Annotated in this window: 8 protein-coding genes; 2 read left to right on the plus strand and 6 right to left on the minus strand. The window is 61.8% G+C overall.

Annotated elements, in window-relative coordinates:
* Nucleotides 1-80 precede the first annotated feature (80 nt).
* The 5 genes from dnaK to CO671_RS24715 all read right to left on the minus strand — a co-directional run bounded on the left by dnaK (nt 81) and on the right by CO671_RS24715 (nt 8,132).
* Entirely contained in the window at nt 81-1,997 is a 1,917-nt protein-coding gene (dnaK, locus tag CO671_RS24695; protein WP_097581291.1) for a molecular chaperone DnaK, read from the minus strand.
* Between the two features lie 382 nt (nt 1,998-2,379).
* The gene (locus CO671_RS24700) at nt 2,380-4,704 is read right to left on the minus strand and encodes a transglycosylase domain-containing protein (RefSeq protein WP_097608094.1); all 2,325 of its coding nucleotides are present in this window, start codon (nt 4,702-4,704) and stop codon (nt 2,380-2,382) included.
* A gap of 263 nt (nt 4,705-4,967) precedes the next feature.
* The gene (locus CO671_RS24705; RefSeq protein ID WP_097608155.1) at nt 4,968-5,189 is read right to left on the minus strand and encodes a hypothetical protein; all 222 of its coding nucleotides are present in this window, start codon (nt 5,187-5,189) and stop codon (nt 4,968-4,970) included.
* A gap of 475 nt (nt 5,190-5,664) precedes the next feature.
* Nucleotides 5,665-6,354 (minus strand): SH3 domain-containing protein, encoded by a 690-nt coding sequence (locus CO671_RS24710; RefSeq protein WP_097608095.1) that lies wholly within the window; start codon nt 6,352-6,354, stop codon nt 5,665-5,667.
* 389 nt (nt 6,355-6,743) lie between these two features.
* Nucleotides 6,744-8,132, minus strand: a complete 1,389-nt coding sequence (locus tag CO671_RS24715) for a dipeptidase (RefSeq protein ID WP_097608096.1) — start codon at nt 8,130-8,132, stop codon at nt 6,744-6,746.
* Nucleotides 8,133-8,345: 213 nt separating this feature from the next.
* Between CO671_RS24715 and CO671_RS24720 the strand changes: the two genes are divergently transcribed.
* The gene (locus tag CO671_RS24720) at nt 8,346-10,727 is read left to right on the plus strand and encodes an EAL domain-containing protein (RefSeq protein WP_097608097.1); all 2,382 of its coding nucleotides are present in this window, start codon (nt 8,346-8,348) and stop codon (nt 10,725-10,727) included.
* A 6-nt stretch (nt 10,728-10,733) separates the two neighbouring features.
* Here the strand turns inward: CO671_RS24720 and CO671_RS24725 are convergent, their stop codons facing one another.
* A complete protein-coding gene (locus tag CO671_RS24725; protein WP_010029071.1) occupies nt 10,734-11,150 on the minus strand; it encodes a MarR family transcriptional regulator in 417 nt (138 codons plus the stop codon).
* A gap of 438 nt (nt 11,151-11,588) precedes the next feature.
* Here CO671_RS24725 and polA point away from each other — a divergent pair, with 438 nt between their 5' ends.
* Entirely contained in the window at nt 11,589-14,582 is a 2,994-nt protein-coding gene (gene polA, locus CO671_RS24730) for a DNA polymerase I (protein WP_097608098.1), read from the plus strand.
* Nucleotides 14,583-14,708: the final 126 nt, after the last annotated feature.

The raw sequence follows: 14,708 nt of genomic DNA on the forward strand, positions 1-14,708 counted from the left end.
ATTAAACCCCGGAAATGGATTTCCGGCTGCCATGGTGAGCAGCCGGATCAGGTGTTGAAGCATTACCACGCCGCCGCGGATTACGCGGACTTCTTGCGGTCGTCGTCCTTGATTTCCTCGTAGTCGGCGTCGACGACATTGTCGCCGCCTTCCGCGGAGGCATCGGCAGCAGCGCCGCCTTCGGCCTGCTGTGCTTCATAAATCGCCTGGCCGAGCTTCATGGAAACTTCCATCAGCGTCTGGGTCTTGGCCTTGATGTCGTCAGCATCCGGTTCGGAGGCTTCCGATGCCGTCTTCAGCGCGGCGATCGCATCCGAAATCGCGGTGCGGTCGGTTTCGGAGACCTTGTCGCCGTAATCCTTCAGCGACTTTTCCGTCGAGTGGATCAGGCTTTCGGCCTGGTTCTTGGCTTCCACGGCCTCGCGGCGCTTCTTGTCTTCGGCCGCATGCGACTCGGCATCCTTGACCATCTTTTCGATGTCGGCGTCGGAGAGGCCGCCGGAGGCCTGGATGCGGATCTGCTGTTCCTTGCCGGTGCCCTTGTCCTTGGCCGAAACCTGGACGATGCCGTTGGCGTCGATGTCGAAGGTCACTTCGATCTGCGGTACGCCGCGCGGCGACGGCGGCAGGCCGACGAGGTCGAACTGGCCGAGCAGCTTGTTGTCGGCAGCCATTTCGCGCTCGCCCTGCGAAACGCGGATGGTGACGGCCTGCTGGTTGTCTTCGGCGGTCGAGAAGGTCTGGCTCTTCTTCGTCGGGATCGTCGTGTTGCGCTCGATCAGGCGGGTGAAGACGCCACCGAGCGTTTCGATGCCGAGCGACAGCGGCGTGACGTCGAGGAGCAGGACGTCCTTGACGTCGCCCTGGAGAACGCCGGCCTGGATGGCGGCGCCGAGAGCGACGACTTCATCCGGGTTGACGCCCTTGTGCGGCTCCTTGCCGAACAGCTGCTTGACGACTTCCTGCACCTTCGGCATGCGGCTCATGCCGCCGACGAGAACGACTTCGTCGATTTCGGCAGCGGTGACGCCGGCATCCTTGAGAGCTGCCTTGCAGGGCGCGATCGTGCGCTGGACGAGATCATCGACCAGGCTTTCGAGCTTGGCGCGGGTCAGCTTCAGCGTCAGGTGCTTCGGGCCGGAGGCGTCAGCGGTGATGAACGGCAGGTTGATTTCGGTCTGCTGCGAGGAGGACAGCTCGATCTTTGCCTTTTCGGCGGCTTCCTTGAGGCGCTGCAGGGCAAGCTTGTCGTTCTTCAGATCGATGCCGTTGTCCTTCTTGAATTCGGCAACGAGATATTCGACGAGGCGCATGTCGAAGTCTTCACCGCCGAGGAAGGTATCGCCGTTGGTGGACTTCACTTCGAAGACGCCGTCGCCGATCTCGAGGATCGAAATATCGAAGGTGCCGCCGCCAAGGTCGTAGACGGCGATCGTCTTGCCTTCTTTTTTGTCGAGGCCGTAGGCGAGAGCGGCAGCGGTCGGCTCGTTGATGATGCGCAACACTTCAAGGCCGGCGATCTTGCCGGCATCCTTGGTTGCCTGGCGCTGCGCGTCGTTGAAATAGGCCGGAACGGTGATGACCGCCTTCTCGACCTTTTCGCCGAGATAGGATTCGGCGGTTTCCTTCATCTTCTGAAGGATCATCGCGGAAATCTGTGCGGGCGAGTAGCCCTTGCCATTGGCTTCGACCCAGGCGTCGCCATTGTCGCCCTTGACGATGCTGAAGGGAACGAGATGCTTGTCCTTCTCGACGGTCGGATCTTCGTAGCGGCGGCCGATCAGGCGCTTGACAGCAAAGAGCGTGTTCGTCGGGTTGGTGACCGCCTGGCGCTTGGCCGGCTGGCCGACGAGGCGCTCGCCGTCATCGGAAAAAGCCACCATGGAAGGGGTCGTGCGCGCACCTTCCGCATTCTCGATGACCTTCGCGTCCTTGCCGTCCATGACTGCGACGCAGGAATTCGTCGTTCCAAGGTCGATACCAATTACTTTTGCCATGTCATTCTCTCCTTGAAGCAAGCTGTCGGAACCCCCAGAAGGCATTTCCCTGACAGCCCCTTACGGGATGGGTCTACTTAAGATTACGCAATCGTGATTGCGGTGATGCGGCGTATATAAGGAGCGGTTTTCTGGACTGCAAGGCGGGAAATCGCCCGGAATCCAGCAAAACGAATGTGTTGCCTCCAATTTTGACGGTAGCCGGGAAAGAGCTCTGCCCATAGCAGGAGGGCGGCTGATTTCCGCGCATGTTCTGCAATGGCGGGCGGCGGTTTTACGGCAGAGACATGCAACAGGCAAAGACGCTGAACATCGCAGGCGAATCGGAAAGGTCGCGATGCGTTTTGCGGATCGGGCCTGTGCCGGGCGCGCTGCAAAAATCTCACTGGCCCATGATCAGATCGAGCAGCGTCGTGCGCCGCGGCTGCACCGAAGAGGTCGTCTGCGGCGTCCCGACATCGCCGGGCGGCACGACGTTTCCATAGTCGGACCCGCCTTCGGCAATGGCTGCAGGTGGAACCGGACCGTTTCCTGACGGCGCGGTTTGCTGCCGGACGGGCGCCTGCGGATAGCGGTTGGCATTTTCGTCACCACCGAAGACACCGGAAATGATGCCGCCGATCGTCGTCGATGGCGGCGCTTCGGCCGTGACCGGCTGCCCGCCGTCCGGTGCTGCCTGCGCCATCGGCTGGCCGCTGTTTTGATCGCCGGTCAGCTGGCCGTTGCCGAAGAGCGGCGCCGGCGAAAGACCCTTGTGGGCGGCGATCATGAATTCCTTCCAGGCCTTGGCCGGCAGGCCGCCGCCGGTCACCTTCTTCATCGGCTTGCCGTCGTCATTGCCGAACCAGACGCCTGTCGTGAGGTTGCTGGTAAAGCCGACGAATAGCGCGTCGCGTGAATTCTGCGTCGTGCCGGTCTTTCCCGCCGCCTGCCAGCCGGGGATCTTGGCGCTCTTGCCGGTGCCGTTTTCGATGACGCCCATCATCATCGTATCCATTTCGGCGGCGATCTGCTCGGAGAGCACGCGCGGCGGGCTGTCATAGGTATTTTCGTAGAGAACCTTGCCGTCTGCGGTCGTCACCCGGCGGATGACGTGCGGCGTCGCCTTGTAGCCGCCGTTCATGAAGGCGGCATAGGAGGCGGTGAGTTCCATCAGCGACACTTCCGACGTGCCGAGCGCAATCGAGGCGTTCGGCTGCAGCTCGCTTTCGATGCCGAGCCGGTGGGCAAGCTTGATCACCTGGTCGGGCCCGTCATACATCACCAGCTGCGCGGCAACCGTGTTCAGCGACTTGGAAAGCGCGGTGGCAAGCGTCACTTCGCCATTGTATTTCTTCTCGTAATTCTCCGGCGTCCAGTCACCGATGCGGATCGGCGCGTCATTGAACACCGAAAAGGGCGTCAGCCCCTTTTCCAGCGCTGCGGCATAGACGAAAGGCTTGAACGAGGAGCCCGGCTGGCGTTTGGCCTTGACGGCGCGGTTGAACTGGCTCGTTGCATAGTCCCTGCCGCCGACCAGTGCCCGGATTGCGCCGGTGCCGTCGATCGAAACGAGGGCTGCCTGCGAGGCGTCGAGCTTGTCGCCTTCCTTGTCGAGCACATCGACCAGTGATTGCTCGGCCTTTTTTTCCAGTGACTTGTCGATGGTCGTATCGACGATGACGTCTTCCTTGACGTCGCCGATCAGGCCCGGCAGTTCATCCATCACCATGTCGGCGACATAATGGCCGGCACCCGACCAGTAACTCTTGGCCGAAGCCGGGGTCTGCGACATCGCGGTCTTGACCTCGGAATCGGTGATGAAACCCTGTTCGCGCATCGCCGCGAGCACGAGCTGGGCGCGCGCATTCGCAGCGTCCGCGTCGCGGGCCGGCGAAAGCCGCGACGGCGCCTTGAGCAGGCCGGCCAGCACGGCGGCCTCGCCGAGGTTCACGTCGCGCGCCGACTTGCTGAAGTAGCGGCGCGACGCCGCCTCGACGCCATAGGCGTTCGATCCGAAGAACACCCGGTTGAGATACATCGCAAGGATCTGGTCCTTGGTGTATTTCTGCTCCAGCCAGAGGGCGAGCAGTACCTCCTGCACCTTGCGCTCCAGCGTTCTCTCGGGAGAGAGGAAGAGGTTCTTGGCAAGCTGCTGCGTCAGCGTCGAGCCGCCCTGGACCATGTGGCCGGCCGTCAAATTGGTGACGATCGCCCGGCCGAGGCCGAGCGGATCGACGCCGAAATGCGAATAAAAACGCCGGTCTTCGATGGCGATGACGGCCTCGGGAATATAGGGCGACATGTTTTCGAGCGATAGCGCCTCACCGCCGGTGGCGCCGCGATTGGCGATGACGCTGCCGTCGACGGCGGTGATCTTGACGTTCGGCGGCCGCTCGGGAATCGCCCATGTGCTGGCGCTCGGCATGCGCGAACCATAATAGACCACAAGCCCGGCAACGCCGATGCCGGCCCAGATGAAAAGCACGACGCACCAATAGACCACACGGCGCATAAAGCCGAAAAAGCCGCCGCCTTCACGCTCTCGCGGCTCGCGCCGCCGCTGGCGGGCGGCCCGCTGCGCTGGGGGCCTGGAACCGCCGCGCCGCGCCGATCTGCTGCCGACGACGCGGTCATCGGCATCGAGCGAAAATTCGTCGTCGTCGCGGGCCGGACGGCCGCTGAAGGACGGTTCTATTCTGTCGCTTGATCTGCCTCTGCCTGCCATCGTCGACCGGTCGCATCCCCTGTTCGATCGCGAAGCCCGCTTCGCATAACGGCGCCCCTGCAGCGCCGCGTGTCCTTCCGGACGCGCAAAGAACGCTGTAGCACTTTGAAGGGCTGCGTGATTTTGCCTTCAACCGATTCCGGTTCAAGCAACGACGCAGCGGGCGACGCGATCATCCGGTTGAACTGTAATTGCGGCGATTTAACGGGATGTTAAAGGGCGGCAAACGACGGCGCCGCGCTGCCTCGCGTTAAATCGTCTCTTCAATATTGGCGGGCTTCGTAATCGTCGGGCGTTTCCGGATCCTGCTTATATTCCCACTCGCCCAGATGAAAGCGGCGCCAGATCTGGCCTGAAGGGTTGAGGCTTGCCCCATCAGTCAGGCGGACAGGAAGGATGGGGTTGTATTTATGCCAGAGGGTAACGTCCGTGGCGGTCGCCCGAGGTCCGAACAGCCCGAAGAAAGCCAGGTGGTCTTGCGTCATCAGGGTTCCAGCCTCGAACGGATCAAGATCGATCCGCAATACCGCAAATTGCTATAAGCAACCCGGCAAAACAAGAGCGACACGCTGCACTCACAGCAAATTGTCGGTGACCTCGCGCGGACCAAGGCTTCCCGCCGCTGCCCTTCGTTACGCCCGCTGAGGCCGGGAGATCGGGCCCGTTGCGGATCGCCCTTCGCGGCCACCTGCGGGAGCAGAGACACGTTGCATCGATCAAATGCGATTTCTGATTTAAGGAATTATGCGCGGGGCGGAACCAATAGGCTCGACGATTGTTTATTGAGAAGCGGGACACCCCCTCACGTCCCGCCCTATGATCGGCCGTCTCCCCTCAACGCGCGCCGATCGACATCAGGCCCGGTGCATCCCCCCAAGGAGCGCCGGGCTTTTTCTGGCACTGCTGTCGCATTGAACCCGTCCATGCAGAAAGGGCGGCATTGCTGCCGCCCTCGATATTTCAGTTGTCGCAGGACGGATCGCCCGGGCGGCAGACAAAGGGCGAAGCCCTGGGATCCGGGCGGTTGTAGGTATCGGCCTTCCCGCCCCTGAACTGCGGCAGATCACGGAAATTCGAACTCCTGTTGTCGTCATCCCTGCGGACCTCTCTGCGGCGTTCCTCCCTGCGGACGTCGTCGCGCCGGTCCCGGTCACGATCCCGGTATTCGCGGACCTGGTAATCCCGATCCCGATATTCGCGCGGCCGGTAATCCCGATCCCGGTAGTCGCGGTCGCGGTAATAGTAGTCCGGGCCGCGGCTCCAGCGGTCACGCTCGCGATAGAAATCGCGGCCGCGGTAGTAGCGGTCCCAATAATTGCCGACGCTGAAGGTAACCATCGGAATGCCCAGCGGACGGTAATATTGCGGACCGACATAGACACGGCGTTGCTGGTAGACGGCCTGCACATACTGGCCGGAAACCCAGCCGCGGCCGCCGTAGAATTCGACGTCGCACCAGTTGACGTTGGAAAGACATCCGCGGATTTCGACGGAAGAGCCAGCGGGGATGACTGCGACGGCGGGATAGCGCGTGCTTGGTCCCGCACGCATGTTGACATTCGCCGTCGAGTAACCCTCGGCGGCCTGTGCTATTGCCGGAGCCAGCACAAACAGCGCGGCCGCGGCGATCTTGACGATGAGGTTTTTCACGCTTCTCACTCCTGGTTGGCGTGTTTTCAGCAGCGCTTGGCTGCGTTTCCTTGAGGCATATGCCATATGCGCAAAGATAGAGCGATCGCCGGCATTTGTTAGGGCGTCGCCATTTTCCTTGTCTTTCAAAGGTTTATACCGAGGTCGCGATGAACGCAGCTTGAACGAGGGGGATTTTGTGATGCGATGTGGCGTTCTCGATGCCGCAGACGCTTGTGCAAGTGTCGTTAACCGCTCGTTAACCTTTCGAAGGCAGTCTCCTTGCAATACCGCCTTCTCCTTGACCACGGATGAACTGGCACTGAGACGTGCGGATGACGAAAGGCCGGTTTGAACCGGCCTTTTTGTTGTCGCGATTTTTCGTGCAGCGTGGGACGCGCCAGCCTCTCTCAGGCGGCAAGGGCCTGAAGAATCCGCACCCAGGAGCGGATGCCCTTGTGATAGGAGACAAGCTCGTATTTTTCGTTCGGCGAATGGATGCGGTCGTCGCTGAGGCCGAAGCCGACGAGCAGCGATTCCATGCCGAGCATCTTCTGGAAGTCGCCGACGATCGGGATCGAGCCGCCCATGCCGATGACGATGGCGGGTTTCGGCCATTCGTCGGAAAGCGCCGTCTTTGCCTTGGTCAGCAGAGGCGAGTCATAGGAGAGATGAATCGCCGGCGAGCCGCCATGCGGATGGAATTCGACCGAGCAGTCGGCCGGAATTTTCGACCTGACATAGCTGCGGAAAGCCTCGCGGATGGCGGTCGGATCCTGGGTGCCGACGAGCCGGAACGAAACCTTCGCCGAGGCCTTGGCGGCGATCACCGTCTTGAAGCCTTCGCCGGTATATCCGCCCCAGATGCCGTTGACTTCGGCGGTCGGCCGCGCCCAGGTCAGTTCCAGCACCGAGCGGCCCTTCTCGCCGGAGGGAATGGACAGGCCGACTTCGCCGAGGAATTTTTCCGCGCTCTTGCCGAGCGTTTCCCATGACGCCTTGATGTTGTCGGGCGTCTCCTCGACGCCGTCATAGAAACCATCGAGCGTGATGCGGCCGGTCTCGTCGTGCAGGCCGGCAAGCGTCTCGACGAGAATATGGATCGGATTTGCCGCCGCGCCGCCGAACAGACCGGAATGCAGATCGCGGTCGGCGGCGGTGACGACCACCTCCTCGCCGACGAGGCCGCGCAGCGCCGCGGCGATGGCCGGCGTGTCGCGGTCCCACATGCCGGTATCGCAGACAAGCGCATAATCGGCCTTCAGCTCGGCGGCATTGGCTTCGAGGAAAGGTTTCAGCGACGGCGAGCCCGATTCTTCCTCGCCCTCGAACAGAATGGTGATGCGGCAGGGAAGCGCGCCGTTGATTTCCTTATAGGCGCGGCAGGCTTCGACGAAGGTCATCAGCTGGCCCTTGTCGTCCGATGTGCCGCGGCCGGTCAGGATCTTGCGGCCCTCGCCGATATCCTTGATCGACGGCTCGAACGGATCGTTTTCCCAGAGCTCGATCGGATCGACCGGCTGCACGTCGTAATGGCCGTAGAACAGAACATGCGGCGCATCGGCGGAGGCCCCGGCATGGTGGGCGACCACCATCGGATGGCCGGGCGTGTCACGCACCGAAGCGGAAAAGCCGATTCCCTGGAGATAGGCGACCAGCCATTCGGCGGCCTTCCGGCATTCCGCCTTGAAGGCGGGATCGGTGGAAATCGACTGGATGCGCAGAAGCTCGAACAGCTTTTCGAGACTCGAGGAAAGGTTCTGATCCGCGCGTGCAAGCACCTGTTGTACATCCGTCATTTTCGACTCCCTTTTGAAATTCGGCCGGACGATAGACCAAACCAGCAGGGCAGGCGAGGCGGAAAAAGCAAAACTGGGGGTGGCGAAAGTGACCAGATCTGGCCCCGCGTCGGGAAGATTTGTGAGATAGTATAGAAGAACATCCTAATTCAATTTACAGTTATTTAGTACAACCAAATTAGCTTGACCGAATTCAGCTGTACGAGGGGCGAGATGTTTTCGGTCATTACTTGTATTCGCGACAATCACGATTGGCGGCTGGTGCTCGCGGCGGCCGTGGTCTGCCTGATCGGCGCAATGGCAGCGATGCTGCCGCTTTCGCGCGCGCAGGAATGCGATGCCGGACGCCGCAAGCTTTGGATCGGCGCGTCGGCTTTCGCCTTCGGCACCGGCGTATGGGCAACCCATTTCATCGCGATGCTGGCCTATGACGGCGGCATGCCGATCACCTACCAGCTGGGCCTGACGGCGCTTTCCTTCCTCTTGTCGGTGGTCGGCTCGTGGGCGGCAATCCTCGTCGCTTCGCAGGGCCGGGGCAGGTTTTCGTGCATCCAAGGCGGCGTTCTGATGGCGCTCGGCATCGCCACGATGCACCTGACCGGCATGCAGGCGATCGAGACGCAGGCGGTTATCCTCTACGATCCGTACATGACGTTGAGTGCGGTACTCGCGGGGGTGCTGTTGTCGAGCATCGCCTTCCACGCCTTCTTCCACTTGAAGGGACTGAGACGGCTCCTCGCCTCGTCGGTCACCTTCGTCCTTGCAATCTGCGCACTCCACTTCATTTCGATGGCCAGCATCACACTCGTGCCGGATCCCGGCAAAGAGGTTCCGGCAACGGTGCTGGATACCAGCCTGCTGGCCGCGATCGTCGTGGTGGCGGCCACGGCTCTCATTCTGATCGCAATTGCCGTGGTCTTCATCGAAAGCCACCTGACGGATCTGAGGGGACTCGCAAATGCGTCGCAGGAAGGATTGCTGATCCTGCGGGAAGGCAGGATTATCGATGCCAACGAACGCTTTCAGGGGCTTTCCGGCTGGAAGCTTGCCGATCTCCTGGGCAAGGCGCCCTCCATTGTCTTAACCCAGGGACAGAACAGGCCGGGCGACACGCTGCTCAACACCAGGAACGGCAGGGAGATCGCCGTCGAAGTGAACACCAGCAGGATCGTCTATCGCGGGCACAACTGCGACGTGCTGGCGGTGCGCGATCTCACCGAGCGCAGGCAGGCCGAGGAGATGATCGAGCACCTCGCCCACCACGATGTTCTCACCGACCTTCCAAATCGGTCGTTGTTCGACAAGCGCATCCGCCAGGCGCTGCAGATGGCCAAGGGAAAGAACAGCGAGGTCGCCCTCTTCTATATCGATCTCGATCGCTTCAAGACCGTCAACGATATTTTCGGCCACGCCGAGGGCGACCGCATTCTTTGCAAAGTCGCCTCGATCCTGCGTCGCGTGGCCGATGAACGCGATACCATCGCCCGTCTCGGCGGCGATGAATTTGCCATCATTCAGTCCGCCGGACAGCAACCGGCGGCCGCGCAGAAGCTCGCAGCCGCGATCCTCGACGAATTCGCCGCCGAGATGGATATGGCGCGCGACCCGACCGCCGTCGGCGTCAGCCTCGGCATCGCTCTTTATCCGACCGACGGAAGCGATGCAGACGAGATCTGCAACAACGCCGATATCGCCCTCTATCGGGTCAAGCACGGCGGCCGCGGCAAGGCCTGTTTCTTCAATGCGGAAATGGACGAGGCCACGCGAGCCCGCCGCCAGATCGAAAGCGAACTGCGCCACGCTATCACCCGCAATCAGATCCATGTCAGCTATCAGCCGGTTCTCGATGCACAGAGCGGCGAGATCAGCGGTTACGAGGCCTTGATGCGCTGGAACCGGCCGGGCCACGGCCTGAGCGAGCCGGATATCTTCATTCCGATCGCCGAGGAAAGCGGGTCGATCGTCCAGCTCGGTGAGTGGGTGCTGCAGCAGGCCTGCAAGGAGGCCGCGCGCTGGCCGCATCCGCTGAGGATCGCCGTCAACGTTTCGCCGGTGCAGTTCATGCTGCCAAACCTCTGCGAGCGGATCGAGGCGATCCTCAAGGAAACGGGACTTGCGCCCGGCCGGCTGGAAATCGAGATCACCGAGGCCGCTCTCATCCGTGATCGCGACCGGGTGATGGCCACGCTGCAGCGTCTGCGCAGTCTGGGTGTTCACATCGTCATGGACGACTTCGGCACCGGTTTTTCCTCGCTCTCCAACCTGCGAACCTTTCCTTTCGACAAGATCAAGGTCGACCGCAGCTTCACCGGAATGCTGGACCATGACGCGGCGGCGCGTTCGATCGTGCGCGCAATCATCGGCCTCGGTCACAGTCTCGGCATGCCTGTCGTGACGGAGGGCGTCGAAACCGAGACGCAGCGCCAGATCGTCGTCGAAGAAGGCTGTGCGCAGGTACAGGGGTTTTTGCTCGGCAGACCGGATGTCGAGCCGAGCATGAAGCTCGCTGCCCGCGAAAGCCTCCTGTCCTCGACAGCCCGAACGGACGATCTGTCGATAGCGGGGCGGCGACCCATCCGTCTTGCCGGCGAGTAATGCCGGTCAGAGCGCCTTGGCGTTTTCCAGCAGCCGGCGGATATATTCGAGCGTCAGCTCGCGCTCGAAAGTCCGAAAGCCCTTGAACAGCGCGAGGTCGGCCTCGCGCGCGCTTTCGATCGCCTCGTCTTCCATGGCACGCGCCTTCGGCGTCAGGAAGATCAGCTGCGCCCGCTTGTCGGATGGATGCGGCCGGCGTTCGATCAGCCCGTCGCGGACCATGCGCGACAGCGTATTGGCCATGGTCGCCTGCTCGATATCGACCCGCTCCAGCAGCTGTTTCTGGGTCAGGCCGTCTTCGCCCCAGAGTTCCAGCAGAATGGGAAACTGACCGGGGGAAAAACCGAGCCCGACCGCGCGCCGGTGCAGCGAGCGGGCAAAACCCTTCGCCAGCTGGCTGGCAAGGTAAGCTCCCGAATCCATGCGGTTAAATCCCATGATTGCAAGTTAGGCTCAAAACCATGCCGGAGACAATGCAGCAAATCGCATAGGACGCTCCAAAAAAACGCAAGCTCCGCCCATCGTTTCGAGGGGCGGAAAAACAAAAGTCGCCATGACCTGGAGGTTGGCCATGGCGACCTTAAAATGGGGACAAAGGCCCGGAGAGGGGGATAAGGCCTTTGTCCAAGCCTGATGCGGCGGGGGACAAGCCGGTAATCAGACCCGCGGCGCGATCAAGCGCCGGTGACATGGATTTGGAACTGCGAATGTGGTTTTTCAAGGGTCACGCCACGTTACAAATCGGTAACAGTTTGGTGAGCAGGAATCCCTTCTGCATATTTCCTTGAACCCGACCCATAATCGCTTGGCGCGCCGAACTTTATATGGACCTCGTTCCGTGCCCGCGCTATCCATGCACGCATGAAAAAAGGCGATCACCTCTTCCTAGTCGACGGTTCCGGTTTCATCTTCCGGGCGTTTCATGCATTGCCGCCGCTGACGCGCAAAACGGACGGCCTGCCGGTCGGCGCCGTTTCCGGTTTCTGCAACATGCTGTGGAAACTTTTGAGGGATGCGCGCAATACCGATGTCGGGGTGACGCCGACGCATCTTGCCGTCATCTTCGATTATTCCGCCAAGACGTTCCGCAAGGATCTCTACGACGCCTACAAGGCGAACCGTTCGGCACCGCCCGAAGAGCTCATCCCGCAATTCGGGCTCATCCGCGAGGCAACCCGCGCCTTCAACCTGCCCTGCATCGAAACCGAAGGCTTCGAAGCCGACGACATCATCGCCACCTATGCCCGTCAGGCCGAAGCGACGGGGGCCGATGTCACCATCGTCTCCTCCGACAAGGATCTGATGCAGCTCGTCACAGCAAATGTCCACATGTATGACAGCATGAAGGACAAGCAGATCGGCATTCCCGATGTCGTCGAGAAATGGGGCGTGCCGCCGGAAAAGATGATCGACCTGCAGGCGATGACCGGCGATTCCGTCGACAATGTGCCCGGCATTCCCGGCATCGGCCCGAAAACCGCCGCCCAGCTGCTTGAGGAATACGGCGATCTCGACACGCTGCTCGAACGCGCCACCGAGATCAAGCAGGTCAAGCGCCGCGAGACGATCCTTGCCAATATCGAGATGGCCAAGCTCTCGCGCGAACTCGTGCGGCTGCGCACCGACGTGCCGCTCGATCTCGATCTCGACGCGCTGGTGCTGGAGCCGCAGAACGGTCCGAAGCTGATCGGCTTTCTCAAGACGATGGAATTCACGACGCTGACGCGACGGGTCGCCGAAGTCTGCGATTGTGATGCAAGCGCCATCGAACCGGCGGCCGTCCGCATCGAATGGGGTGATGCCGCCCATGGTCCCGATCTCGATGCGGCCGAGCCGGCACCGGTCGCCGGCGGCGTCCCTGACGTCTCGGGGCCATCCGTGCCCGTGCCGCCGCGTGCGAAGGCTGGCGTCGAAGGCGCCTTTTCACCCGCCGATCTTGCCAAGGCGCGGGCCGAGGCCTTCGCAACGCTGCCCTTCGATCATTCCACCTATGTGACGATCCGCGATCTGGCGACGCTCGACCGATGGATCGCCGATGCGCGCGACACCGGCCTCGTGGCCTTCGATACCGAGACGACGTCGCTCGATGCCATGCAGGCCGAGCTTGTCGGCTTCTCGATGGCGATCGCCGACAATGTCGCCGACCCCACCGGCACGAAGATCCGCGCCGCCTATGTGCCGCTTGCCCACAAGAACGGCGTCGGCGATCTGCTCGGCGGCGGCCTTGCCGAAAATCAGGTCCCGATGCGCGATGCCCTGCCGCGGCTGAAGGCGCTGCTGGAGGACGCTGCGGTTCTCAAGGTCGCCCAGAACCTGAAATACGACTATCTGCTGATGAAGCGTTATGGCATCGAGACGAAGAGTTTCGACGACACGATGCTGATCTCCTACGTGCTCGACGCCGGCACCGGCGCCCATGGCATGGACCCGCTCTCGGAAAAATTCCTCGGCCATACGCCGATCCCCTACAAGGACGTGGCCGGCAGCGGCAGGGCGAACGTGACCTTCGATCTGGTCGATATCGACCGCGCCACCCATTATGCCGCCGAAGACGCCGACGTGACGCTGCGCCTCTGGCTGGTGCTGAAGCCGCGGCTGGCGGCAGCCGGACTGACTAGCGTTTATGAACGGTTGGAGCGGCCGCTATTGCCGGTGCTGGCGCGCATGGAGGCGCGCGGCATCACCGTCGACCGGCAGATCCTGTCGCGCCTGTCCGGTGAACTGGCCCAGGGTGCGGCGCGGCTGGAGGACGAGATCTACACGCTGGCCGGCGAGCGTTTCAATATCGGCTCGCCGAAGCAGCTCGGCGATATCCTGTTCGGCAAGATGGGTCTTGCCGGCGGCAGCAAGACGAAGACCGGGCAATGGTCGACCTCCGCCTCGGTGCTCGAGGATCTCGCCGCCGCCGGTTTCGAGCTGCCGCGCAAGATCGTCGACTGGCGCCAGCTCACCAAGCTGAAATCGACCTACACCGATGCGCTTCCCGGCTATGTGCATCCGGAGACAAAGCGGGTCCACACCTCCTACTCGCTGGCCTCGACGACGACCGGTCGGCTGTCTTCCTCCGAGCCGAACCTGCAGAACATTCCGGTGCGCACCGCCGAAGGCCGCAAGATCCGCACCGCCTTCATCTCGACACCGGGCCACAAGCTGATTTCCGCCGATTACAGCCAGATCGAACTGCGCGTGCTTGCCCACGTGGCCGAGATCCCGCAGCTGACCAAGGCCTTCGAGGATGGCGTCGATATTCACGCGATGACGGCGTCGGAAATGTTCGGCGTGCCGGTCGAAGGCATGCCGGGCGAGGTGCGCCGCCGCGCCAAGGCGATCAATTTCGGCATCATCTACGGCATCTCGGCCTTCGGGCTCGCCAATCAGCTTTCGATCGAGCGGTCGGAAGCCGGCGACTATATCAAGAAATATTTCGAGCGTTTCCCCGGCATCCGCGACTATATGGAAAGCCGCAAGGCCATGGCGCGCGACAAGGGTTATGTCGAGACGATCTTCGGCCGGCGAATCAACTATCCCGAAATCCGCTCGTCCAATCCGTCGGTGCGCGCCTTCAACGAGCGGGCCGCGATCAACGCGCCGATCCAGGGCTCGGCCGCCGACGTCATCCGCCGGGCGATGATCAAGATGGAGCCGGCGCTTGTTGAAGCCGGTCTTGCCGAGCGTGTCCGCATGCTCTTGCAGGTGCACGACGAACTCATCTTCGAAGTCGAGGATGAGGATGTCGAAAAGGCGATGCCGATCATCGTCTCGGTCATGGAAAACGCCACCATGCCGGCGCTCGAAATGCGCGTGCCGCTGCGCGTCGATGCCCGCGCCGCCACCAATTGGGATGAGGCGCATTAAGCGCCTCCCCAAAACGGAAAAGATTTTTCCGTTTCCCGCAACTCGTTGAAATAGCGACGGTTTGCCTCTGGGAGCTGTATCGGAACGATCCGGCTGGAAGGAACTTATTAACCTTCCTTTTCTATC

Origin of the sequence: Rhizobium sp. M10, assembly GCF_002531955.1 — a bacterium.
Lineage (GTDB): Bacteria > Pseudomonadota > Alphaproteobacteria > Rhizobiales > Rhizobiaceae > Rhizobium > Rhizobium etli_C.